Genomic DNA, 21,367 nt, shown 5'->3' with positions numbered 1-21,367 from the left:
ACCGACGGCCGGAGGTTGTCAGTCGAATGCGGGCACCTCGTCGGAATAGTGGCGGACCTGGTTGCCGCCGGCGCGTTTGGCCTGGTACATCGCGGCATCCGCGGTCCTGATCAGATCCTCGATGAGTTGCATGGCCGTCGGCAGCTTTCCGGTGCGCAGCGGGCTACCCGACGTGCCGATACTCGCGGTGATCTCGAAGGGCAGCGCGGCTATCGCCGCACAGATCCGTTCGGCCATGCCCACGGGGGCCGGCGTGGTCTCGATATCGACGACGACGAACTCCTCGCCGCCGGCCCGACCGATTACCGCGGTCGCGCGACAACTTTGCCGCAATGCGGCGGCGACGGCGACCAAGGCCTGATCGCCGGCGGCGTGACTGTGGGTGTCGTTCAGTCGCTTGAAATCGTCCAGGTCGATCAGCGCGACTACCAGGTACGAGCCGAGTGTGTGGCGATGAACCCGGATCAGCTCGGAGGCCGAGTTGCTGAAGGAGCGCCGATTGTGCAGGCCGGTGAGCGGGTCACGATCGGAGCCCTGCAGATCGGTCCGCAACGTGTGCACCAGCGAGTGCATGCCGACCGGGACGCCGACGACCAGGCCCAGCACCACGATCAGCGACCCTGCGGCGAGGGCAACGTCGCCGGTTTCGGCAACGAGTCGATACGACAGCACCGCCACGCACGCCAGCGCCACGGCGAGGTTGACCAGCAGGTACCCGACGGCATGGAAGTAGGCGATGTAGCCGCCCAGTAGCGCAAAGGTCGTGGCGCCCATCAACGCCACGTACGGATCCGACAGCGTGAACAGTGCCGCGGCGATGCCGGCGATCGCCACGAGTGACCAACCGCTGGATTGCCATCGCGTCGGCCAACGCTTCCAGCGCAGGCCCGCGCCGGCGATGCCGAAGCCCGCCGCCACCATCGTGACGGCCCGCGCCACCGGATTCACCGGCCCGGTCGGACTCCACAACATGATCAGGGGGTAGGCCGCAAAAGACACGATGAACACGGCCGATATGCGCCGCCACGGGTTCAGCAGGCCATGCCCGTCCAGGTAGGCGCTGACCCAGTCGAACTGATCCGGCTGCTTGACCACGGGACTCGCCCACACCTCCTGGTGTTCGCCGACGCTGTTACCCCCGGTGCATCCGGGGTTAATGTAGCCGGGCCGTCACGACGGCCGCTCGGCGCGCAGCGCGGCCCGGTCCGGCAGGTCGGCGCCGGCGCGGCCAACCGTCAACGCCGACACCAGCCCCGCGGCCTGTAGTGCCGAGGTCAGCTCGTCCACCCGGATCCGGGCCAGGGCGGCCCGCCGGTCCCCGCCCAACAGGTTCAGGTCCCACAACGCGTCGAGCAGACCGGCCATGAACGCGTCGCCGGCGCCGATGGTGTCGACGACGCGGACCGGCCGGGCGGACACGTGCGCCTCACCCGAGGCGCAAAACGCCCGGCAGCCGCGCGCGCCCATCGTCACGGCGACCACCGCCGGGCCCAGCGCCAGCCAGGCACGCGCCGTCTGCTCCGGTGCGCGCTCAGGGTCGATCCAGGCCAGATCCTCGTCGCTGACCTTGACGACGTCGGCGCGTTCGACGAGGTGCTCGATGCGCCGGCGCACCAGATCCGAGTCGGGGCTCAGCGATGGGCGCACGTTCGGATCCAGCGTGACCGTGGCCGACACCCGGTAGGTGTCCAGCAGCGCCGCAACGGCCAGGCAACCCGGCTCGCGCACCGCGGCGATCGATCCGGTGTGCACGAACAGCGGCGGCGCGACTTCCGGCGTGCCGGACAGCTGCCACTGCAGATCGAAGGTGTAGGTCGCGGATCCGCCGGCGCCGATCTCGGCCACCGCGGTAGGCGTGCGGGCGGCGGTCACGCTTCCCGGAACCAGTTGCACGCCAGATTGTTTCAGGTATTCCGCGACGCGCCGGCCGGGCGGGTCGTCGGCGATGTGGGTCAGGAAGTCGACGTCGCGGCCCAACCGGCCGAGACCCACTGCCACGTTGAGCGGACTGCCGCCGACGTGTTCGTCGCCGCCGACGATGTCGATGAGCGACTCGCCGATCACCAGCGCGCGGGTCATCGCACCAACGCCTCTAACGTCGCGCGAGCGCCCTTGTCGTGCAACGACTCCAGCGCCCAGCGGTACGCCTGGACGAAGGCCGGCTGCGCAGCGAGATTCCCGAACACCGCGGTGATTTCGATAAAGGCCGTCGGGTTCTCATATTGCGTGCGGGCGATGGGAATCAGCGAGTCCGCGAGCTGATCGACGACCTCGAACGGTTCGCCCCACTCGTCGATGCCCTCGGCGTAGCGCGCCCAGCTGGCCACCGCCGCGGCCGCCAGCCGCACCGGGCCGTCGTTGGCGAGGTTGTCGTTGATCACCGGCACCAGCCATTTGGGTATGCGATCCGAGGAGTAGGCGCACAGCCGTGCCACGGTGTCGCGGACGCCGGCGTTGGTGAATCGCTCGATCAACGCGCGGCTGTAGTCGTGGAGGTCGATGCCGGGAACCGGCGGCAGCGTGGGGATGGCCTCGGATTCGAAGTAGCCCAGCAAGAAATCGGCGAACAGCGGATCGCGCGCGGCGTCGTGGACGAACTCGAAGCCGCACAGGTGGGCGAAGTAGGCCAGGCACTGATGCCCCGCATTGAGCAGCCGCAGCTTCATCAGCTCGTACGGTGCGACGTCGTCGACCAGTAGGACGCCCGCCCGCTCCAATGGTGGTCTGCCGTCGGCGAATTCGTCTTCGAGCACCCACGCGGCGAACGGTTCGGCCACCACCGGCCAGCGGTCGTTGACACCGAAATCGCGGCGCACATTCTCGGCCATCTGCACGGTCGTGGCCGGGGTAATGCGATCCACCATCGAACTCGGAAAGCGGGCCTCGTCGGCGATCCAGCGCGCCAGCCCCGGATCGCGGTTTTCGGCATTGGCCAGCACCGCTCGCCGCGCGATCTCACCGTTGCTCTCGATGTTGTCGCACGACACGATCGTCGGTGCCGCGATTCCGCGCTGCCGACGCCGCTGCAGGGCCTCGGTGATCAGCGTGAAGGCGGGCCCGTCCGGGTCCCGGTAACCGCCCTCGGTGATGGTCAGCGAAATGATCCGGGTGGCGGGCGCGGCGAGCACCGCCAACGCCGCCTCCGGGTCGTCGGGCGCATAGCGGTAATCGATGATCGATCCGATCACCTGCGCCTCCCGCCTGTCGTCGGGTTTGACGAGGATCAGCGTGTAGAGCCCGTCCTGATCGCGCAGGACGTCACGCATCGTCCAATCGGCGGGCATCACGCCCACACCGCAGATGCCCCATTCCTGCGCCAGCCCCTGCTGTAGCAACCTCTCGATGTACATCGCCTGATGGGCCCGGTGAAAATGGCCGGCCCCGATGTGCGCGATGCCGACGCCGACGCTGTCGCGCGCATAGCGAGGGGCTTCGATGGACAACCGCCCCAGTGCTGCATTGTTCAGATTGACCGCGCCAGCCACCATTGGCTAACTCCTCCCCGGGTTACGGCCCGGATCGTCAACGGTGTTGGGCAGTGCCGGTCGGCGTGGCCGACAACAGCAGGACATCGGCCAGGGCACGCCACGAATCGGTGATCGCGACCGCCCCGGCCGCGACCAATTCCGCACGGCGGCAATCCCGTTCGTCGGGCAGCACGAACATCAGATTGCCGACGGTGGCATAGCCGGCGGCGACCGCGGATGTCACCCCGGCCACCGAGTCCTCGATGGCCAGGCCTTGGTGCGCGTCGACGTCGAGCACCTGGCCCGCATGCCGATACACCGCTGGGTCGGGCTTGCTGGTGGGCACCGGAAGCGAATCCTCGGCGCTGAAGGTGGCCGTATCGGGGATCAGCGCGTCCAGGCCGGTGGCGGCGAAGCAGGCGCGCAGCCGCTTGGTGGCGCTGGAGCTGACGGCGGCCAGGGCGTACCGCGCCGCCAGGTCGCGCAGCGGCTCCACTACCCGCGGGTCGGGGGTCAGGGTGACCCCCAGATGTGCGGTCACCCGTTCCCGCTCGTCGCGCACCCACCGCTCGAGCTCCTCGGCGGACAACCCACGGCCGTCGGCCAGGTCGTCGAGCGATGCCACCACCGCCCCCGCCCGGCCCTCGGCCAGCGTTTGCTCGAGCGGCACCTGACACTGCATCGCCAGGTCGAGCGCGGTGGTCCGGAAATTTTTCCCGACCGCGCGCTTGCGCAACTCCTCCGAGCTGAGCGGCGCGCGGACGCCGAAGCGGGCCAGGAAGCGATTTGTCACCTCGGTCGATGCCTCAAACGCGGGCCGTTCCGAGGCGAACAGATTGTCGTCGGCGTCGCAGAGCAGGGTCGTCAGCGGTGCCGGGTCGAATGCCCGCACGAAGGTCAAACCGTCGCTCATCGCGCCACCAACTCCCGCTCGCCGTTGCGCAGCGCCTCGCGCAGCGTGGGAACCACACCGCGCTCGTCGATGTCGGCGATCATGGCGCCCAGCCGCTCGGCGAAGCCGGGCACCCCGCGCACCTCGGCGAACATCTCATGCCCGAGCAGCGGGTCCGGGTTGCGTCGTGCCATGTTGGCCAACCTAGCCACCGGGATCGCCTGCGAATCCTCGAGGCGAAGTTTGCGGCCCTTCAGGTCGTGCCCGCGCATGTAGCGGGCCCACCCGGCGACGGCCAGCAGCAGCAGCGTGTGCGGGCGGCCCTGCGCGATCGCCTCCTGCAGCGACGGCAGCACAAACGTCGCGATCTTGTTGGTGCCGCGCCGGGCCAGGCGCGACAGCTGGTCACTCATGCGCGGATTGCTGAGCCGCTCGAGCAAGGTGCCGCGATATTCGGGCGTGTTCATCCCGGGCACGGCGGGCAACAGCGGCTGAACCTCGTCGCCGAGCAGCTTCTCGACATAGGCGAAGATGACGTTGTCCCGCATTGCTTCGTCGGTGCGCTGGTACCCGGCCAGCGTGGCCAGACAGGCCAGCGCGATATGGGTTCCGTTGAGCAGCCGGGTCTTGATCAGCTTGTGGTCGCGCACGTCCGCAACGAATTCGGCGCCGACCTCGTCCAGCGGTGGCCGCCCGTTGCTGAACGAGTCCTCGATGACCCACTGCCGATGCGGCTCGGTCACAACCGGCCAGTTGTCGGCGACCCCGAAGGCCTGCTCGACGAATTTGCGCTCCGACTTCGACGTTTGGGGGGTGATCCGGTCGACCATCGTCGACGGGAAGGCGACATGGGTGTCGATCCAGCGGGCCAGTCCAGGATTCTTCAGCGCGGCGAACGACACCAGAGCTGTCCTGGCGGGTCGCGTGTCAGCGGCGATGTTGTCGCAGCACAGCACGGTGAACGGCGCGACGCCGGCGCGGCGGCGGCGATCGAGTGCTTCGGCCAGGTATCCCCACGCGGTGGCGTAGCCGCCGCCGGGAGCGATCAGGTCGGCGCGCACATCGGGATGCTCGGCGTCGAATTCGTCGGTGACCGGGTTCAAGAAATATCCGTTGTCGGTGATGGTCAGGCTGACGATGCGGGTTTGCGGGTCGGCCAGGGCGGCGCGGACCGCCGCGCCGTCGCTGGGCGCGTAGTGCACGGCGCCGATCGACCCGACCACGCGCGCGGTTTGACGGTCGTGACCGCGCTGCACCACGGTGTAAAGCCCATCTTGTGCCGAAAGCAGATCTTTGACGTCGGGCGAGTGCAGGCTCACCCCGGTGACTCCCCAGCGGTTCGAGATACCCGAGCGGGCGAGGTCGTCGAAGTAGACGGCCTGGTGTGCGCGGTGGAAATTACCCGCACCGATGTGCACCACCCCCGGGCACAGGGCCGAACGGTCGTAGGTGGGCACGTCGACTCGGGTCGCGTGCAATTGCAGGGTCGCTTCACTGAGTGGGACGCCGTTTTTTGGACGCCACGGGGAGGGGATGACATCAAACATTGCCTTCCTGTGCCCCGGTTTAGGGGGCGATCTAAACGCGTCGTGGTTCAGGTCACAGCGGGTAATTATGATCGACCGCATCCCTCCAGGTCAGGGTCGTAACACTGGTGAAACGCGTAGGTTGTCACCATGGCACCGCGGGTGAAACTCACCAATGCCGACAAGGTGCTGTATCCGGCGACCGGAACCACCAAGCGCGACGTCTTCGACTACTACACCCGCATCGCCGAGGTGATGATTCCGCACATCGCGGGCCGCGCCGCGACCCGCAAGCGTTGGCCCAACGGGGTCGAGCAGGAATCGTTTTTCGAGAAGCAACTGGCGTCGTCGGCGCCCGACTGGCTGGCACGTGCCAGCGTCACCCACCGCTCCGGAACGACGACGTATCCGATCATCGACAGCGTGGACGGACTGGCCTGGATCGCCCAGCAGGCCGCGCTGGAGGTCCACGTGCCGCAATGGCGATTCGTCGCGCAGTGGACGCGCAGCAAGGCCGAGGAGCTCACACCCGGTCCGGCAACACGATTGGTGTTCGACCTCGACCCCGGCGACGGGGTGACGATGCCACAACTGTGCAAGGTCGCCCACGCCGTACGAGAGCTGATCACCGATATCGGATTGACCACGTTTCCGGTGACCAGCGGCAGCAAAGGATTGCATCTCTACACCCCGCTGGCTGAACCCGTGAGCAGTGCCGGGGCCAGCGTGCTCGCCAAACGCATTGCCCAGCAACTGGAAAAGACGATGCCCAAGCTGGTGACCTCGACCATGACCAAGAGCCTGCGCGCCGGCAAGGTGTTCGTGGACTGGAGTCAGAACAACGGCTCGAAAACCACGATCGCGCCGTACTCGCTGCGTGGCCGCGAACATCCGACGGTGGCCGCGCCGCGCACCTGGGAGGAACTCGAGGATCCGCAGCTACGCCAGCTGCGTTACGAGGAGGTGCTCGACCGGGTCGCCCGCGACGGCGACCTGCTCGCACCGCTGGACGCGGACGCGCCGGTCGCAGACCGGCTGACCAAATATCGCAGCATGCGCGACGCGTCGAAGACCCCGGAGCCGGTGCCCCATGCCAAACCTGCTGCGGGCCAAGGTAATACCTTCGTCATCCAGGAGCACCACGCTCGCCGGCTGCACTATGATTTTCGGCTGGAACGCGACGGGGTGCTGGTGTCCTGGGCGGTGCCGAAAAACCTGCCGGAGACCACTTCCGTGAATCACCTCGCCGTCCACACCGAAGACCATCCGCTCGAATACGGGTCGTTTGAGGGCACCATCCCCAAGGGCGAGTACGGCGCGGGCAAGGTGGTCATCTGGGACGCCGGCACCTACGACGCCGAGAAGTTCCGCGAGGACGAAGTCATCGTGAATCTGCACGGCAGCCGCATCTCGGGGCGCTACGCGCTGATCCGAACCAACGGTGACCAGTGGCTGGCGCACCGGATGAAAGACCAGCATGTCTTCGACTTCGATGAGATCGCACCGATGTTCGCAACGCACGGCTCGGTGACGAAATTAAAGGCCACCCAATGGGCCTTCGAAGGTAAATGGGACGGCTACCGGCTGTTGGTCGAGGCGGATCACGGCGCCGTGCGGGCACGGTCTCGAAGCGGTCGCGATGTAACCGGGGAGTACCCCCAATTGCGGTCTCTGGCAGAGGATTTGGCTGACCATCACGTGGTGCTCGACGGGGAGGCGGTGGTGCTGGACAAATCCGGCGTACCCAGTTTCCACGCGATGCAGAACCGCGGCCGCAGCAGCCGTGTCGAATTCTGGGCATTCGACGTGATCTACCTCGACGGCCGCTCGCTGCTGCGCGCTAAGTATTCCGATCGCCGGAAATTGCTGGAAACACTGTCCAGCGCAAGTGATCTCATAGTTCCCGAACTGCTGCCCGGCGACGGCGCCGACGCGCTCCAACATTCCCTCGCCCGTGGTTGGGAGGGTGTGGTCGCCAAGAAGCGCGACTCAACCTACCAGCCCGGCCGACGCTCGGCGTCCTGGATCAAAGACAAGCATTGGAACACCCAGGAAGTTGTCATCGGCGGCTGGAAAGCCGGCGAGGGCGGGCGCAGCAGCGGCATCGGGTCGCTGATGGTCGGCATTCCGAGCGACGGTGGGCTGTGCTTTGTCGGCCGGGTGGGCACCGGCTTCACCGAACGCGATCTGGCCAACCTCAAGAAGGAGCTGGCACCGCTGCACACCGCCGAATCCCCGTTCGACGCGCGCCTGCCAACCCGGGACGCCAAGGGCGTGACCTTCGTCGAGCCGGTGCTGGTGGGTGAGGTTCGATACAGCGAATGGACCCCGGACAATCGCCTACGCCAACCGAGTTGGCGCGGACTGCGGCCGGACAAGAAGCCAAGCGAGGTGGTGCGCGAATGAAATGGGTGACATTCCGAGGGCCGGACGGCGAGCGGGCCGGTGTGCTGTCCGGCGACGCGATCCATCCGGCGCCGGCCGGGGCGACGCTGCTCGACTTGATAACGCGCGGCGGCGAGGGGTTACGCGAGGCCGGCGAACAGGCCCTGCGCGCCGCACCCGTGCCACTGCGTGACGTCAGCCTGCTGGCCCCGATACCGCGGCCGCCGTCGATCCGGGATTCGCTGTGCTTCCTGGACCACATGCGCAATTGCCAGGCCGCCATGGGCGCCGGACGCGTCCTCAACGATACCTGGTACCGTATCCCGGCGTTCTACTTCGCCTGTCCGGCAACCGTTTTCGGCCCTTATGACGATGTTCCGACGGCGCCCGGAAGCGCGTGGCAGGACTTCGAGTTGGAGATCGCCGCAATCATCGGAACCCGCGGCCAGGACCTGACCGTGGCGGAAGCCGAACAGGCGATCATCGGCTACACCATCTTCAACGACTGGTCCGCGCGCGACCTGCAACAGATGGAAGGCCAGTTGGCGATCGGGCAGGGCAAGGGCAAGGACAGTGGCGTGACCCTCGGCCCGTACCTGGTGACTCCCGACGAACTCGCGCCCTATTACCGCGACGGCAAGCTGGACCTGCAGGTGACGGCGCTGGTCAACGACAAGGTGATCGGATCGGGATCGACCGCGCAGATGGATTGGAGTTTCGCCGAGGTCATTTCCTACGTCTCGCGCGGAGTGCCGATGATGCCCGGTGACGTCATCGGCTCCGGCACGGTGCCCACCTGCACGCTCGTCGAGCACCTCAGCCTCACCGAACTCGAGGCGTTCCCGGGCTGGCTGGGCGACGGCGACGTCGTCACGCTGCGGGTGCAGGGGCTGGGGGAGACGCGGCAGACGGTTCGCGCCAGCGGCCCGCCGCACCCCCTGGCTCCCCGGCCCAATCCGGCGGCCGCCCCGGCGCCGGTCCGGGTCAACCGGGCGCCCGCCCGGCTGCCCTACACCCGCGGGCTGCACGAGGTCGGCGATCGGGTGTGGGCGTGGACGCTGCCGGACGGGGGCTACGGCTGGAGTAACGCCGGGCTGATCGCCGGTGACGGTGCCGCGCTGCTCGTCGACACCCTGTTCGACCTCGCGTTGACCCGCGAGATGCTCACCGCGATGGCACCGATTACCGCGCGGACGCCGATCACCCATGCGTTGATCACCCACTCCAATGGCGACCACACCCACGGCAACCAGCTGCTGGATCCCTCGGTGCGGATCATCGCCGCCCGCGGCACCGCGGAGGAGATCGAGCACGGGATGGCGCCGGCGATGCTGGCCCTGGTGCAGACCGGGAATCTCGGACCCATCGCGACACCGTACACGCGAGAACGGTTCGGAGCCTTCGATTTCAGTGGCATCCGGCTGCGTAACGCCGACCAGACGTTCGAGCGCGAGCTGTCCCTCGAGATCGGCGGCCGACGCGTCGATCTGCACAACCTGGGGCCCGCTCACACGGCCGCCGACTCCGTCGTGCACGTGCCGGATGCGGGGGTGCTGTTCGGCGGGGACCTGCTGTTCATCGGCTGCACCCCGATCGTGTGGGCGGGGCCGATCGCGAATTGGGTGGCCGCGTGCGACGCGATGATCGCATTGGATGCGCCGACGGTGGTGCCCGGGCACGGCCCGGTGACCGACCCGGATGGAATCCGTGCCGTCCGTGGCTATCTCGTGCACGTCGCCGAACAGGCTGAAGACGCGCATCGCCGCGGACTGTCGTGGGCCCAGGCCGCCGACACCATCGACCTGGGCGAGTACGCCGACTGGCTGGACGCCGAGCGGGTGGTGGTCAACGTCTATCAGCATTATCGCGAACTCGACCCGGACACACCGAAATTGGAGACGATGGCGTTGCTGGTCATGCAGGCCGAGTGGTTGGCCAGGCGTAGCTGACCGACTCGAGCTACGTGCGGATTGCGGTCACAAAGCTGATTGCGGCGCTGGGGCCGCGCTGGTCGGCCGCTGCCAGCTCGGGCAGCCCGGCCGCGGCGAACAGTTCCGGCAGCCGGAACCGCTGCACGTCCCACCCGCGGTCACCCAGATGCGCGGCGACGTCGGTGTGCTCGCCGGGGTAGGTCAGCTCGGCGATGTCGAGATCCAATCCATTCCGTCGCCACCCCTCGGACATTTTCTGGGCCTGCTCCCGCGCCTCGTCCGAGGTTCCGGTGACCGACCCGTGGTCGGCGGCCAGCCGGCTGCCGGCAGCGCTGAGCGAAATGATGTTGTCCAGCAATCGAACCTCGGCCTCCGGCGGCAAAAAGCCGATGAGTACGCCCTCGGCCAGCCAGGCGGTGGGCTGGCTCGCGTCGAAGCCGGCGGCCCGCAGCGCGTTCGGCCAATCGTCGCGAAGGTCGATGCCGACGGGGCGATGCGCGGCGGCGGGCGTCGCACCGAGGCCGGACAGCGTCGCGGTCTTGAACTCGACCACCTCGGGTTGGTCGATCTCGTACACCGTCGTCCCGGCAGGCCAGGCGAGCCGATAAGCCCGGCTGTCCAGCCCGGCCGCAACGATCACGATCTGCCGCAGGCCCGCCGCGGCCGCCTGGGTGAAATAGTCGTCGAAGAATCGGGCGCGCGCGGCGAATGTGTCGGTCATCCGCGGCAGGCCCAACTCCTCGTCGTTGTCGGACTCGAGCTCGCCCGCCGCCATGCGGTTGAACACGTCGATCCCGACGGCACGCACCAGCGGTTCGGCGAACGGGTCGTTGATGACCGGCTGCGCACGCCTGCTGGCGGCCGCCCGCGCGGCCGCGACCATGGTGGCGGTTGCTCCGACGCTGGTGGCAGCGTCCCAGCTGTCACGTTCGGTTCGTGCCATGCTTTCTCCTATGTCCTCGGACCACAATCACCGTATGCCCCGCCGGTAAACAACGTCGTCGCATACGGTTTCGATATGCCAGCAGTGAAATTGGAAACCCTCGAGGACGACATCGCCTGCATCACGCTGAACCGGCCCGAGCGGCTGAACGCGATCGACGGATCGCTGATCGACGGCGTCGACGAGGCGCTCGACGTTCTCGGCGGCGGTCAACATCGCGTCGTGATCATCACCGGCGCCGGCCGCGGATTCTGCGCGGGCGCCGACCTGAGCGGCACCGGACAGGCCTGGACCCGGCCGGCCGGTCCGGCCACCCCACCCTTCAAGATCAACTACGACGCACAGGTCCGGCTGGCCGGCCTTTACACCCGCATCTACGAACTGGACATCCCGGTCATCGCAGCGGTCAACGGGGTCGCGGTCGGCGGAGGTTTGGCCTTCACGCTGGTCAGCGACATCCGGGTGGCTTCCGACCAGGCTCGGTTCGGTTCGGTGTTCATCAAGGCCGGGTTCTCGTCCATGGATATGGGCACCAGCTACCTGCTGCCCAAGATCGTCGGGGCCGGGGCGGCCCGCGAGCTGATGCTGACGGGCCGGATCATCGACGCGGACGAGGCGTACCGCATCAAGCTGGTCCACGAGGTGGTCGCACCGGACGAGCTGATGGCGGCGGCGCTGCACAAAGCCCGCGAAATCGCGGGCAACAACGCCTACGGCGTGTGGCAGACAAAAATCGGACTCAACGCTGCGCTGGATGCGCCGAGTCTGCGGCATGCCATCGAGATCGAGAATCGCACCCAGATCCTCAGCGGTTTCACCAACAACCCCGCCGAGGCGGCCCGGGCGCACCGCGAGAAGCGGGCGCCCAGCTGGGATCCCCTGTAAAACCCTGGGCTGCTTAGAGTTTCGCGATCACGTTCTCGGCGAACATCTCGAGGTTGCGGATCTTGTCCTGCAGGGGCTCGGTATCGGTGCCCTTGATGTAGGGAATGCGGAAGCCGACGATGGCGTCGGTGACGCCCTTGTCCTCGAGCCGTTTGATGCCGTCCACGGTGTAGGCGTCGGCCGAGATGACGTGAATCTGGAACGGCCCGGTCCTGCCCGCCTCGTCGCGAAATCGCTTGAGTTTGGCCAGGAGTGCGTCGAGTTCCTCCGGATCGCCGCCGCCGTGCATCCAGCCGTCCAGCCGGGCCGCCCGGCGCAGCGCCGCATCGGCGTGCCCGCCGATTAGGATCGGGATCGGCTCGGTCGGTGCCGGCGTCATCTTCGTCTTGGGGATGTCGTAGAACTCGCCGTGGAACTCGAAGTAATCGCCCGTGGTGAGTCCCTGAATGATCTCGATGCATTCGTCCATGCGCTTGCCACGTTTGGCGAACGGGACCCCGAGCAGCTCGTAGTCCTCGGGCCACGGGCTGGTGCCGACGCCGAAACCGACCCGGTTGTTGGTCATCGCGGCCAACGAACCGATTTGCTTGGCCACCAGGGCCGGCGGCCGGATGGGCAGCTTGAGCACGAAGAAGTTGAAGTGCAGCTTGGTGGTGACCGCACCCAACGCGCTTGTCAGTACGAAGGTTTCGATGAACTCCTTGCCGTCCAGGAATTCACGGTTGCCGTCGGGCGTATAGGGATACTTCGAGTCGGATTCGAAGGGGTAGGCGATGCTGTCGGCGATCGTCATCGCGTGGTACCCGGCCGCCTCGGCCGCTTGGGCCAGGGGGATGTAATACCTGAAGTCGGTCATCGCCTCGGCGTAGGTGAATCGCACGTCATCCGCCTTCCTGTGGGGCTGTCACACGAGACTAGAACGTGTTCTAGTTTGGTGTGTGAGCGGGTCCCGGCACAATAAGGCGGCCGGGGGAAACGCCGGATTTAAAGCTGATTTTCCGGGCCGATGACGGCCCACACGGACTTACCCGACGAAGTCGCCGTGCTGCCCCAGGCGCGCGACAACGCGTCGACAATCGCGAGCCCCGACACGTCGATGCCTTTGTCCGGGGACGGCAGTCGCACCGCGGCCGATGTGCTTTCGTCGGATACCGCGATGGTGGCCGTGACGCCGTCGGTCTCGATGCGCATCTTCGGGATGCTTCCGGTGTGCTCGAGCACGTTCTCCACGAAAACGTTAACGACCACCAGGGCCACCGGGATGAGGCCGGGTTGTTTCCATTCGGTTAGCCACTCACGCACCAGCCGGCGCGATTCGCGCAGGCTGGTCAGGTTCGCGGGCAGCGCGGCGTCGGCACGCCGAATGGTCTGCCGGCTCAGCCGACTAAGCGCTTTCATGGCCCCTTTTTCCGTCGAATACACCGGCATGAAGCGGGTGACCTCGCTACGGGTGACCGCATCACGGGTGGTGCGGTCCGTGCTGACCAGCACGATCGGAACCAACGCGTCGGTGCTGAGCTGCAAATGTGCGCTGATGAATGCAGACCACGCCGCTTCGGCGGGCACCTTGAGACCGTTGATGTTGACGATGACGGCCGAGGGCTTCTGCAGGGTGGCCTTGGAGATGCTGTCGCGCAACGCCCCGCAGTTGCTGGCGTCGAGCAGGCCACCGACCGTCAGCACCGCAACGGACTCATCCGTGCGGGTCGCGACGGCCAGCGAGTTCGGCGACTCGGCTACCGCACTCACGCTCGGCACTCCTTTCCGTCTTGGACATTATCTCTGCTTATCGCGTCGCGCGATGCAGCGCTTTGTACGCGCGTGTCCTAAGCACGGTCAGGGCAAGCGAATCCTAGCGTGGCGGAATTAAAAGTGAAGGTCACGATCCGGTTTTCAATCATCTGCTCCTCGAATTCCGACCCGGCAAACTCAGATGCGGAACCGCCCCCCGGCGGCAGAGACTTCTCACGTTAGTTCACCCGGGCCGGATGTCACCAGATCGCGATTTTGGCCTGCTCAGGCTCGGGTCATGGCGTACGGGGGAGCGCCGACGCCGGCAATCGAGTGAGTCCCCCAGGGCGTCCGTTCGACCATGCGTGCGGCCGCGCTGCGATCACCCACCGACAGCGTGGCGGCACGGTTCTGCTTGAGCAGCTCGTCGGGCAGGGGATGGCCGGGCGACCCGAACAGCGTCCCCTGCCAGTGGTAAAGGCCGTCGATCGGATCCAGCCGGCCGGTGAGTCGCACCCGCACCGGCACGACGGCGCCTTCGACCGCGAGCGTTGCCGCGCCGTCGTAGACGTCGTCGTCGGCGGGGGCGGCCGAGGACAGGTCGAACGCCTTGACCAGGCGGGTCGCCGGGACCGCCGGGCGAAGGTGGGCGCGCTCGTTGAACACCTGCATGCTGCTGCCCAGGACCTCGATACGGGTGCTCCGGGTGCGTTTCATCAACGTCAGGCATTCGACGATGTAATGCGTCTGCGTCTCGATGTCGGGCCCCGCGAGGCAGAAATAGTTGGGAAACCCGTGGATCGCGATACCGAGGAACGGCTCCGCGCCGTCCCGCCAACTCGCCGCGATGCGGACACCGCCGGTTCCGACGAGTTCGGAAGCCTGGTCAGCGGTGAACCCGGTGCCGAAGACGATCGCGTCGACGCGGTGCTCGACGCCCGGGGCGGCCAGGCCGGTGCGGATGCCACGCGGGGTGAGCGCGCTGATCGGCGCCGTCACCGACGCCGGACGCGATGGCGTGGCGCCGAATGCGGCCTGGGTACGGCGAATCAGCCACCGCTTGATCCGGGTTGCCGGTAGCGGCAACTCGGTGACGATCCGCCGCGGCGGGTGTGCGAACACGGTGACCGACGCCGCCGCCGCGGTGAGCGGCCCGAGGCGATCGGCGGCGACCGAATCGCCGCCGATGACCGCGACGTGCTTGCCGGCCGGATCGAAATCCGCGGGCCACCGAGCCGCGTGAAACGAGACGCCATGAAAGTCGTTGCGCCCTGCGATCGCTGGGATCCACGGCGTCAAGGGCGGCGCCGTGGTCACAACGGCGCCGGCCCGAACCTCCGCGGCCGCGGTGCGTAACGACCAGGTATCGGTCGATTCGTCGAACACCGCGGCGGTCGGCGCCGGATCCAGAACCGCAACGTCGACGATGCCGGCCGAGGTCAGCTCGTCTGCGATGCGCCGGGCGCCGGGGCCGAAGACGACGACCTGCGCCGAACTCACAGAAACCTGGTGCGTTTCCAGCCGCGACGCGCGATCGGGCCGAGCAATCCGATTTCGGTCAAAAACGCTGCGAGCGGCGCGAACCCGGCGCGTTGCATCTCGTGACGGTGCGGGCTGCTGCGCGCCAGCGCCCTTGCCCGGTGCGGGTCGAGTCCGGTGCGGGCATAGGGAATTGGATTGCTGAACAGGAAACGGAAAAAGTACCCGCCCAGGCCGTTGATGTTGGCCATGAACCACTTGTTGAATCGTGGCATCGTCTGGACCCGCTTGCGGGCGCCGTCACGCGCGAACTGGATGTGACGGGCCTCCTCGGTGACGTGAATGCGCATGAGTCGCTGGATAATTGGCTGCAATTCCGGATCGTCCATCATCTGGCGTTGCAACGAATCGAAGATTTCCTCGCCGATCAGGGCGGCGATCCACAACATCGAACCCCGCTGGAAAGCAAGCGGCAGGCTGTTGATGATCCAGCGGTGCAACAGCCGCGGGCGTACCGGTTTGGCGCCGATGCGTTCGATGGCCTTCCCGAACATCACCATGTGCCGGGTTTCGTCGCCCAGCTCCGTCAGCTTGTAATGCGTCGACCGGCTCGTCGGATCCTCGTGCAGGATCGTGCGTAACAACGATTGATTGAGCATGTTCTCGAACCAGATTCCGGCCGAGAGGGTGTTGACCAATTCCTGGCGCGACAGCTCGATCTGCTGTTCCCGAGTCATCTCGTCCCACATCGGGGTGTTGTAGAGCGAGACCAGCCGGGGCGGAAGGTATAACTTGTCCGGATCCAGCGGGGCATCCCAGTCGATGTCGACGACCGGTTCGTAGGACTTCTTCACCGAGCCCTTGAGCAGTCGTTCGGAGAACTCTTCCCGGCTCGGTCCGCTCGGTCGCACCGCGGTAGTCATCAGCGCCGCTCCTCCTCATCGCTTGCGCTCTGCATCGTCGCTGCGCGTGTCATCGGCGCCACTCCTCCTCATCGAGATGAGTCCAGACGGTACCCATGGTACTGGGTACTTTTGGTCCCGGCTAGATGTTCGAGCGTGCGATTCGGCAATGTGGCGGGCAACAAGCATAGGAGGTGGGCTGTGGGTCGGCATATTCACGTGATCGGCATCGGCGCCGGGGACCCCGAGTATGTGACCGTGCAGGCGATCGAGGCGCTCAACGACACCCAGGTGTTCTTCGCGATGGACAAGGGCGAGGCCAAACGCGATCTGGTGGGGCTGCGCCGGGAGATCTGCGCCCGCTTCATCCGCAGGCCGGGTTATCGGTTCGTGGAGTTGCCCGACCCGAAGCGCGCGAATCCCGGCAACCGGCAGGCCGATTATCGCGACGCGGTCTCCGACTGGCATGCCGCGCGGACCCGCATTTGGGCGTCGGCGATCACCACCGAACTCGGGCCCGATGGTGTGGGGGCCTTTCTGGCCTGGGGTGATCCGTCGCTCTACGACAGCACGCTACGGATTCTCGAAGCGGCCGCGGCCGAGGTGGAGTTCACCTTCGACGTCATCCCGGGCATCACCGCCGTCCAGGCGCTGACGGCGCGCCACCGCATCCCGCTCAACGACGTCGGCGAGCCGGTTCTGATCACCACCGGCCGCCAGCTGCGCGCGCACGGACTGACCGGCTCGGCGGTGGTGATGCTGGACGCGGACTGCTCGTTTGCGACTTGTCCGCCCGACACCCGGATTTGGTGGGGCGCCTACCTCGGCACCGACGACGAACTACTGGTGGCAGGCAGGGTCGGCGAGGCAGGACCGCGGATCGAGGCGCTGCGCGCCGAGGCCCGCGCCCGGCACGGCTGGATCATGGATACCTATTTATTACGGGCGCCATTTGGCTCGATGGACACCATGCGGCCGCGATCGGCAAACTGAAGGGGTGCCCGAACTGCCCGAGATCGAAGCTCTGGTGGACCACCTGCGGCGCCATGCCGTGGGCTCGACCATCGGCCGCGTCGATGTCGCGGCGTTGTCGGTGCTGAAAACCTTTGACCCGCCGATCAGCGCCCTGCACGGGCTGACGGTGACCGCGGCCAGCCGGTGGGGCAAGTACCTGGGTGTGCAGGCCGGCGACCTGCTGTTGATCGCGCATCTGTCGCGCGCCGGCTGGCTGCGCTGGTCGGACAAGTTGGCCGCGGCGCCGTTGCGTCCCGGCAAGGGGCCCATCGCGCTGCGCGTCCACCTCGGTCCGCCCGGCGAGGCGCCGGGCTTCGACCTGACCGAGGCCGGCACCCAGAAGCGCTTGGCGGTCTGGCTGGTCCACGATCCGGAGCAGGTCCCCGGCATCGCCGCTTTGGGTCCGGACGCCCTGGACCTCAGCACCGACGACCTGGCCGGGTTGCTGGCGGGCAACAGCGGGCGGATCAAGACCGTGATCACCGACCAGAAGGTGATCGCCGGCATCGGCAACGCGTACAGCGACGAAATCCTGCATGTCGCCAAGATCTCGCCGTTCGCTACCGCGGGGAAGCTCACCGGCGAACAGATCGGCACGCTGCACGATGCGATGATCTCGGTGCTGACCGACGCGGTGAACCGCTCCGTCGGGCAGGGGGCCGCGATGCTCAAGGGCGAAAAGCGCTCCGGGCTGCGCGTGCACGCGCGCACCGGGCTGCCCTGCCCGGTCTGCGGGGACACCGTGCGGGAAGTGTCGTTCGCGGACAAGTCTTTTCAGTACTGCCCGACCTGTCAGACCGGCGGCAAGATCCTGGCCGATCGGCGCATGTCACGGCTCCTCAAGTAGCCGCTGGCCGTCGCACTTGACACCTGTCGATATGCTGCCCGGATGATTCGCCAGAAGATCCTGATCACCGGCGCCAGTTCGGGGCTGGGCGCCGGAATGGCGCGTTTGTTCGCGGCCCAAGGTCGCGACCTGGCCCTGTGCGCCCGCCGGACCGACCGGCTCGACGACCTGAAAGCCGAGCTCTCCCAACGGTATCCGAACATCAGGATTGCGGTCGCGGCGCTGGACGTCAACGACCACGAGCAGGTGCCCAAAGTGTTCGCCGAGCTGCACGACGAGCTCGGCGGCATCGACCGCATCATCGTCAACGCCGGCATCGGCAAGGGGGCCGCGCTAGGCTCCGGCAAGTTGTGGGCCAACAAGGCAACCATCGAAACCAACCTGGTGGCCGCGCTGGTGCAGATCGAGTCGGCGCTGCAAATTTTCGCCAAGGCCGGCGCGGGACATCTGGTGCTCATCTCGTCGGTCCTCGCCAACACCGGGGTCCCCGGCGTCAAGGCCGCCTACTGTGCCAGCAAGGCGGGACTGCGGTCACTCGGTGAGTCGCTGCGCGCCGAGTACGCCAAGGGGCCGATCAAAATCACGGTGATCGAACCGGGCTACATCGAGACGGAGATGACCGCGAAATCGACGAGCACAATGCTGATGGTGGACAACGAAACTGGCGTCAGGGCCATCGTTGCCGCCATCGAACGTGAGCCCGGCCGGGCGGTGGTGCCGCGCTGGCCGTGGGCGCCGCTGGTTCAGCTGATGCGGGTGTTGCCGCCGCGGTTGACCACGCCGTTCGCCTGAGCACGCTGAAACCTCAGTGCGGAACCGGCGTGTAATGCGCGGCGTCGGTGGTGAATTCGGGCTTTCCGTAGGTCGCCAGTCGAAGTTTGAGCAATCCGAAGATCAGGCGTTCATGCTGGCATTCGACGGTGTGCTGGCCGCGGTGGACGCCCACCCCGTGACGTGGCGGTTGTTCATGTTTCCGCCGCAGGCTCCCGCCGGAGTTGTATGCCCGCCTGGCCCAGGCCGAGGCCGTCGTGCTCAACTTCTTCGTCACCGAACTGTTGCGCATCAACCCCCGCGTGCACGATCCCGAGTACACCGCGCGGATCCTGCACGCCTCCGGTCGCGAGCTGCTGCGGTTGCACCTATGCGACCCGCAGACCGCCACGGTGGAACGCCTGGGCACTTTCGTGCGGCGACTGGGCGCGCCGGCGTGATGAACCACACCGGTTGAGCGACTAGCTAACCCGACCCCGTTCGGTCCGGTAGCGGCGGACCAGGGCATCGGTGGAGCTGTCGGACTGCGGCGCGGGGGAGCTGTCGCTGGTCAACACCGGCAGCAGCGCCTTGGCCTGCGTCTTGCCCAGTTCCACTCCCCACTGGTCGAACGAATCGATGCCCCAGACCACACCCTCGGTGAAAACCTGGTGCTCGTACAGCGCGGTCAACTGACCGAGCACCGACGGTGTAAGCCGTTCGGCCAGAATCGAAGTCGACGGGCGGTTGCCGGGCATCACCTTGTGCGGTACCACCGCGGCGGGGGCGCCCTCGGCGGCGATTTCCTCGGCGGTCTTGCCGAACGCCAGCACCTGGGTCTGCGCGAAGAAATTGCTCATCAACAAATCGTGCATGCTGCCGGTGCCCTCGGCGGTGGGGAGGTCGTCGGTGGGTTGGCTGAATCCGATGAAATCGGCCGGTATCAGTCGTGTGCCCTGGTGCAATAACTGGTAAAAGGCATGCTGGCCGTTGGTTCCTGGCTCGCCCCAATAGATTTCACCGGTATCGGTGGTGACGGGCTTGCCGTCGGCACGAGTCGATTTGCCGTTGGACTCCATGGTCAGCTGCTGCAAATACGCGGCGAATCGGGACAGGTCGTTGGAGTACGGCAGCACGACGCGTGATTGTGCGCCCATGAAATTGGAATACCAGAGGCCGATGAGACCGAGCAGGACAGGCGCGTTGGATTCCAGCGGAGCGGTTTTGAAGTGCTCGTCGACGAGGTGAAATCCGGACAGGAAATCCGCGAAGCCCTGCCTGCCGATCGTGGCCATCAGCGACAGCCCGATTGCCGAATCGACCGAGTAGCGTCCGCCCACCCAATCCCAGAAACCGAACATGTTGTCGGTGTTGATGCCGAAGTCGTCGACCAGTCGCTTGTTGGTCGATACCGCGACAAAGTGCTTCGACACCGCGGCGTCGCCGAGGGCGTCGGTCAGCCAGCGCCGCGCGGCCGTCGCGTTGGTCAGCGTCTCCAGGGTGGAGAACGTCTTGGATGCCACGATGAAAAGCGTTGTGGCGGGATCTAAATCGGCCAACTTGGCGATCAGGTCGGCGGGGTCGACGTTGGAGACGAAGCGGGCCGTAATCCCAGCGTCCACGTAATGACGCAACGCCTGATACACCATCACCGGCCCCAGGTCGGACCCGCCGATGCCGATGTTGACGACGGTGCGGATGCGCTCGCCGGTGGCGCCCGTCCATTCGCCGCTGCGCAGCCGATCGGTGAAGTCACCCATCGCATCCAGCACCTGGTGCACGTCGGCGACGACGTTCTGGCCATCGACGATCAGTTCGGCGTCCCGGGGCAGTCGCAGTGCGGTGTGCAGCACCGCGCGATCCTCCGAGGTGTTGATGTGCACCCCGGAGAACATCTGATTGCGGCGGTCTTCGAGATTTGCCGCGCGGGCCAAATCAAGCAACAGCCGCAGCGTCTCGCGGGTGACCCGGTGCTTGCTGTAGTCGATGTACAGGTCGCCGACCGTGACGGTCAGCTCGCGGCCGCGATCCGGGTCGTCGTCGAAAAACTGGCGGAGGTGGGCGTTGCCGATCTGCTCGTGATGCCTACGTAGGGCGTCCCATGCCGGGGTGGCGGTGATGTCAGGGATGGTGAGTACGGAGGTCATGAATCGACCCTAGTGCCGAGTCACGCCGCCGAGCCAGCGCTGGGGGCCAGCCAGATTTACCGCAGCAAAACAGAACTTGCGGTTGAAATCCCCGATGTCGCGCGTGGTTTAGTGACCGAGGCGGCCGCGCCCCAGCCGCAGCAGCAGCATCGCCAAGTCCTTGCCCTCCGGCCCCAGCTCGCTGTAGCGCTGGATGACCTTCATTTCGCGGCTGTGCACCAGACGGGTGCCACCGGAAGCCATGCGGGCCCGGCCGATCTCCCGAGAAACCTCGGCGCGCTTGCGGACAGCGGCGAGGATCTCGGCGTCCAGCCGATCGATCTCGAGACGCAACTCTTCAATGTTCGCCAACTGTTCAATGTCGATCATCTCGACGCTCATCCCTACACCCCCGTGTTGTTTTGCGGTTCTTCTTTGGCTCTTGTTCGTTTTTCGGCTTGAAAACGTTATCCGGCTCTAAAAAGTTCA

General features: G+C 66.6%; 20 protein-coding genes and 1 pseudogene. 8 read left to right on the top strand and 13 right to left on the bottom strand.

Annotated features, from left to right (window positions below):
- Positions 1-18 precede the first annotated feature (18 nt).
- From AWC25_RS02090 to AWC25_RS02070, 5 genes are all read right to left on the bottom strand, one after another.
- A complete protein-coding gene (locus AWC25_RS02090; protein WP_244899443.1) occupies positions 19-1,095 on the bottom strand; it encodes a GGDEF domain-containing protein in 1,077 nt (358 codons plus the stop codon).
- 75 nt (positions 1,096-1,170) lie between these two features.
- A complete protein-coding gene (locus AWC25_RS02085) occupies positions 1,171-2,079 on the bottom strand; it encodes a carbohydrate kinase family protein (RefSeq protein WP_085166273.1) in 909 nt (302 codons plus the stop codon).
- On the bottom strand, positions 2,076-3,488 hold the full coding sequence (locus AWC25_RS02080) for a mannitol dehydrogenase family protein (protein ID WP_069398483.1): 1,413 nt from the start codon (positions 3,486-3,488) through the stop codon (positions 2,076-2,078). The genes AWC25_RS02085 and AWC25_RS02080 overlap by 4 nt, the downstream gene beginning before the upstream one ends.
- Positions 3,489-3,522: 34 nt before the next feature.
- On the bottom strand, positions 3,523-4,380 hold the full coding sequence (locus AWC25_RS02075) for an HAD family hydrolase (RefSeq protein ID WP_069398484.1): 858 nt from the start codon (positions 4,378-4,380) through the stop codon (positions 3,523-3,525).
- Positions 4,377-5,906: a mannitol dehydrogenase family protein gene (locus AWC25_RS02070; RefSeq protein ID WP_085166272.1), complete on the bottom strand. Its 1,530-nt coding sequence runs from the start codon at positions 5,904-5,906 to the stop codon at positions 4,377-4,379. The genes AWC25_RS02075 and AWC25_RS02070 overlap by 4 nt, the downstream gene beginning before the upstream one ends.
- 129 nt (positions 5,907-6,035) lie before the next feature.
- On the opposite strand from AWC25_RS02070, the gene AWC25_RS02065 reads away from it, so the two are divergent.
- Entirely contained in the window at positions 6,036-8,291 is a 2,256-nt protein-coding gene (locus AWC25_RS02065; RefSeq protein ID WP_069398486.1) for an ATP-dependent DNA ligase, read from the top strand.
- On the top strand, positions 8,288-10,219 hold the full coding sequence (locus AWC25_RS02060; protein ID WP_069398487.1) for a fumarylacetoacetate hydrolase family protein: 1,932 nt from the start codon (positions 8,288-8,290) through the stop codon (positions 10,217-10,219). The genes AWC25_RS02065 and AWC25_RS02060 overlap by 4 nt, the downstream gene beginning before the upstream one ends.
- Positions 10,220-10,229: 10 nt before the next feature.
- Here the strand turns inward: AWC25_RS02060 and AWC25_RS02055 are convergent, their stop codons facing one another.
- Positions 10,230-11,144: an SAM-dependent methyltransferase gene (locus AWC25_RS02055; RefSeq protein ID WP_069398488.1), complete on the bottom strand. Its 915-nt coding sequence runs from the start codon at positions 11,142-11,144 to the stop codon at positions 10,230-10,232.
- Between the two features lie 75 nt (positions 11,145-11,219).
- Here AWC25_RS02055 and AWC25_RS02050 point away from each other — a divergent pair, with 75 nt between their 5' ends.
- Positions 11,220-12,029 carry an enoyl-CoA hydratase/isomerase family protein gene (locus tag AWC25_RS02050; RefSeq protein WP_069398489.1) on the top strand — a complete coding sequence of 270 codons (810 nt, stop codon included), beginning with the start codon at positions 11,220-11,222 and terminating at the stop codon, positions 12,027-12,029.
- Positions 12,030-12,042: 13 nt separating this feature from the next.
- On the opposite strand, the gene AWC25_RS02045 is transcribed toward AWC25_RS02050, so the two are convergent.
- The 4 genes from AWC25_RS02045 to AWC25_RS02030 form a co-directional block, all read right to left on the bottom strand.
- Complete coding sequence (locus tag AWC25_RS02045; RefSeq protein WP_069398490.1) at positions 12,043-12,909, bottom strand: LLM class flavin-dependent oxidoreductase; 867 nt, start codon at positions 12,907-12,909, stop codon at positions 12,043-12,045.
- 104 nt (positions 12,910-13,013) lie between these two features.
- Positions 13,014-13,787 (bottom strand): STAS domain-containing protein, encoded by a 774-nt coding sequence (locus AWC25_RS02040; RefSeq protein WP_244899441.1) that lies wholly within the window; start codon positions 13,785-13,787, stop codon positions 13,014-13,016.
- A 258-nt stretch (positions 13,788-14,045) separates the two neighbouring features.
- Positions 14,046-15,059 (bottom strand): DUF4873 domain-containing protein, encoded by a 1,014-nt coding sequence (locus AWC25_RS02035; protein ID WP_372513590.1) that lies wholly within the window; start codon positions 15,057-15,059, stop codon positions 14,046-14,048.
- 197 nt (positions 15,060-15,256) lie between these two features.
- The gene (locus AWC25_RS02030; protein WP_085166271.1) at positions 15,257-16,162 is read right to left on the bottom strand and encodes an AurF N-oxygenase family protein; all 906 of its coding nucleotides are present in this window, start codon (positions 16,160-16,162) and stop codon (positions 15,257-15,259) included.
- 180 nt (positions 16,163-16,342) lie between these two features.
- Between AWC25_RS02030 and cobF the strand changes: the two genes are divergently transcribed.
- The 4 genes and pseudogenes from cobF to AWC25_RS02015 all read left to right on the top strand — a co-directional run bounded on the left by cobF (position 16,343) and on the right by AWC25_RS02015 (position 18,794).
- A complete protein-coding gene (gene cobF / locus AWC25_RS02025) occupies positions 16,343-17,134 on the top strand; it encodes a precorrin-6A synthase (deacetylating) (protein ID WP_085166270.1) in 792 nt (263 codons plus the stop codon).
- Between the two features lie 4 nt (positions 17,135-17,138).
- Positions 17,139-17,381: pseudogene (locus AWC25_RS27635) on the top strand (DNA-formamidopyrimidine glycosylase family protein); the annotation flags it as partial.
- Positions 17,382-17,513: 132 nt separating this feature from the next.
- A complete protein-coding gene (locus AWC25_RS27230) occupies positions 17,514-18,002 on the top strand; it encodes a zinc finger domain-containing protein (protein WP_276049068.1) in 489 nt (162 codons plus the stop codon).
- 42 nt (positions 18,003-18,044) lie between these two features.
- Entirely contained in the window at positions 18,045-18,794 is a 750-nt protein-coding gene (locus tag AWC25_RS02015) for an SDR family oxidoreductase (protein WP_069398495.1), read from the top strand.
- A 13-nt stretch (positions 18,795-18,807) separates the two neighbouring features.
- On the opposite strand, the gene AWC25_RS26755 is transcribed toward AWC25_RS02015, so the two are convergent.
- Positions 18,808-18,948, bottom strand: coding sequence for a hypothetical protein (locus AWC25_RS26755; RefSeq protein ID WP_158089717.1), 141 nt, complete (start codon positions 18,946-18,948; stop codon positions 18,808-18,810).
- A 49-nt stretch (positions 18,949-18,997) separates the two neighbouring features.
- Between AWC25_RS26755 and AWC25_RS02010 the strand changes: the two genes are divergently transcribed.
- Positions 18,998-19,213, top strand: a complete 216-nt coding sequence (locus tag AWC25_RS02010; protein WP_069398496.1) for a hypothetical protein — start codon at positions 18,998-19,000, stop codon at positions 19,211-19,213.
- A 21-nt stretch (positions 19,214-19,234) separates the two neighbouring features.
- On the opposite strand, the gene pgi is transcribed toward AWC25_RS02010, so the two are convergent.
- Positions 19,235-20,899, bottom strand: coding sequence for a glucose-6-phosphate isomerase (gene pgi / locus AWC25_RS02005; protein ID WP_085166268.1), 1,665 nt, complete (start codon positions 20,897-20,899; stop codon positions 19,235-19,237).
- A gap of 108 nt (positions 20,900-21,007) precedes the next feature.
- Positions 21,008-21,349, bottom strand: coding sequence for a chorismate mutase (locus tag AWC25_RS02000; protein WP_264034501.1), 342 nt, complete (start codon positions 21,347-21,349; stop codon positions 21,008-21,010).
- Between the last annotated feature and the right edge of the window lie 18 nt (positions 21,350-21,367).

It is taken from the genome of Mycobacterium sherrisii, assembly GCF_002102355.1.
Lineage (GTDB): Bacteria > Actinomycetota > Actinomycetes > Mycobacteriales > Mycobacteriaceae > Mycobacterium > Mycobacterium sherrisii.
The sequence above is the reverse complement of the archived record's forward strand: the minus strand, read 5'-3'. Positions and strand labels throughout refer to the sequence as shown.